Below are 2,662 nucleotides of genomic sequence, written 5' to 3' on the forward strand. Positions count from 1 at the left end.
TCCCGGAGCACCGCGCAGCCGGGGCAGCGCCGCTTCGGCGGCAAGGGAATGTGCGAGCCCTGCTACCAGGAGCAGCGCCGCCAGTCCCCGAAGGCGGCGTCATGACCTTCTCTACGCATGACGAGATCGCCGCGGAAGCCCTGCGTTTGGCCGACAAGATTCGCACCGATCCCCGGGAACTGCATGAGGACTTGGCGAAGTGGTGCCGCGACGAGCCGGAGAAGGCCGCTCAGGTGTTGATGTGCTTCGCGGCCTGGACCGACCCCGACGACCCCGATGCGTTGGGGGATCGCGCCGAATCCGTGGCCGAGGCTACCGCGATCGCTGATGAGCGTTCGGCACCGTCCCGGCCGGTGTTCGTGGAGGTGATCCTGCGTGAGGACATCACCACCCCGACGGGGATCCTGCCGAAGGCCAGCCGCCACCTCGGGCTCCCAGAGCCGGGCGGTATGTGGTCGGTGTGGGTGGCGGGCACCCGCATCGCCGCGGTCCCGGAGTCGGCGATCAACGCCGGACGCCGGCATCGCTCGACGCTGCTGAAAGCCGAACACGCGAAGGAAGAGTACTGGTTCGCCCGCCAGTGGCTGAGCTACGACCATGACTCGGCTGTCCGCTGGCTGGAGGAGCAGTACCGGGTTTCGCTGCGGCAGCTGGAGCGGTGGGGTCTGTCCATGACCGCGCTGGGGGTGAGCGCGTGAGCTTCAAGCGCCCCATCCCCGGTGTCGAGGACTTCTACCTGGTGCAGCCCGACGGCGTCGCCTGCACGGAGTACCGCCTCGACTTCTCCGGCCGGTTGTTCGTCACCGGCTACGACTCGCAGCAGCCGTCGAGGGATATCACCCACTGCACCAGCCACGGCATCGACCACATCCGCGAAATCCACGACCTGACAGGGGCGATCCTCGCCCACCTCGAGGAGCATCAGTGACCGAGATCGAGGCGTTCACCAACGCCGATTTGGCTTACAAGATCGTCATGTTGAAGACCCTCGCCGATCTGGTGATGGCGGAGTTCAAGCAGGCCAAGGCAGTCATGGGCGAGCAGATCGCCCGCGGCGACAGCGTGGCCGCGCGCACCGCCGACGACCGGAAACTCGGGCGGGTCACCAAGTCCGACCCGAAGGACGAAGCGGTCATCAGCGACCGCGACGCCCTGGAGGAATGGGTTCGCGCCGAGTACCCCGACAAGCTCGAATCCCACGTAGAGCTGGGCCGGGTGGATGAGATCCTCCCCATCCTCATCGACGCCGGGCGCCGCGACCTGTTCACCGAAGTCGAGGTCATCCCGGACTACCTGATCGGGCAGGCGAAAGCCGCTGCCTTGAAGGGCCGCCCGGTTCCTGGCATCACTCTCCAGCCGGGCAAGCCGGTGGTGTCGGCGACGAAGGAACTCGCCGCGGAATACGTGGTGCGCGAGCTGCTGTCCGGATCGCCGGTGCCGCTGCTGGGAATCGAGGCGTGAGCATGGAATTCGAGGAAGCCACCAAGGAAGCCGCCAAAGCTCGCATCGCCCTCACAGGGCCCTCGGGCGCCGGGAAGGCGCAGCCCGTAGACGCGCCCGTACTAACGCCGGTCGGGTGGCGTGAGATTGGCGAGCTGTCGATTGGCGACGAGTTGTTCGCGGGCAACGGCGAAGTGACCCGGGTAGTGAACATCTATCCGCAAGGGCGCCAGCCGATCTATCGAATCACCTTCACCGATGGAAGCACGGCAGAGTCTACGGCGGATCACTTGTGGGTGACGCAGACGGTTCTCGACCGTGCCGCGGGACGCCCAGGGACCGCAAAGCCGCTGTCTGAAATCGCCGCGAGTGTGATCAATTCGGATGGCAAACGCAATCACTGGATGCCAATGGCCGTGCCAATGGACTTCCCGGAGGTCGAGCCGATGCCGCTGGACCCTTGGCTGCTTGGCGCTTTGATTGGTGACGGCAGCCTGCGGGGCCGGGGAGTCGTCTTCTCGAATCCCGATCCCGCTATCCGGCAAGCGGTCGCCGAAGCTCTGCCGGTGGGCGCAACCGTCGGCTGGTCGAAGGAGGTCGACTTCGGCATCGTCGGCGTGCGCCATGGCATCAATCCGGTTCTCGACGCCCTCCGCGAACTTGGATTGCAGGGAAAACTCTCTATCGAGAAGGCGATCCCGCGGCGTTACTTGTTCGCGTCCGCGAAGAAGCGTGAGGCGCTGCTGGCTGGATTGCTGGACACCGACGGGTATGCCGGTGGTCGCACCTGTGAATTCTCGACCTCCAGTCCACAGCTCGCCGACGACGTCCAATTCCTTGCGGAATCGCTCGGATGCACCGTCCATCGGTCCTCGCGCGTGCCAGTGTTCGTCCACAATGGCGAGCGGCGCTCGGGAGCAGTCTCCTGGAGGCTCGCGATCTGCCCGCCACGCGGCATGAATCCATTTAAGGTCAAGGCGGAGCGGTTTACTCCGCGTACGAAATATCCGGCGCGGCGTGCGATCGTCGCCGTCCAGCAGGTCCGACACCACGACGCGGTTTGTATCGCCATCGAGCACCCGAGCCGCATGTATGTCACCTCGCATTGCATTCCGACGCACAACACATACACGGCGCTGATGCTGGCGTTCGGGCTGGGCGAGAACGTCGCGGTGATCGACACCGAGCGTGGATCGGCGTCGAAGTATGTGGGGCGCAACGG

Annotated in this window: 4 protein-coding genes; all 4 read left to right on the forward strand. The window is 65.5% G+C overall.

Features of this window, described 5'->3' with window-relative positions; genetic code table 11:
• Positions 1 to 101 precede the first annotated feature (101 nt).
• Positions 102 to 698 carry a hypothetical protein gene (locus ACWEO7_RS39035; RefSeq protein ID WP_452430820.1) on the forward strand — a complete coding sequence of 199 codons (597 nt, stop codon included), beginning with the start codon at positions 102 to 104 and terminating at the stop codon, positions 696 to 698.
• Positions 695 to 928: a hypothetical protein gene (locus tag ACWEO7_RS39040; RefSeq protein WP_452430822.1), complete on the forward strand. Its 234-nt coding sequence runs from the start codon at positions 695 to 697 to the stop codon at positions 926 to 928. Before ACWEO7_RS39035 ends, ACWEO7_RS39040 begins: the two co-directional genes overlap by 4 nt.
• Positions 925 to 1,461: a hypothetical protein gene (locus tag ACWEO7_RS39045; RefSeq protein ID WP_452430824.1), complete on the forward strand. Its 537-nt coding sequence runs from the start codon at positions 925 to 927 to the stop codon at positions 1,459 to 1,461. The genes ACWEO7_RS39040 and ACWEO7_RS39045 overlap by 4 nt, the downstream gene beginning before the upstream one ends.
• 2 nt (positions 1,462 to 1,463) lie before the next feature.
• Positions 1,464 to 2,662: LAGLIDADG family homing endonuclease (locus ACWEO7_RS39050; protein ID WP_452430826.1), on the forward strand; the 1,199-nt coding region annotated here is incomplete at its 3' end.

Source organism: Nocardia sp. NPDC004260, from assembly GCF_053603155.1.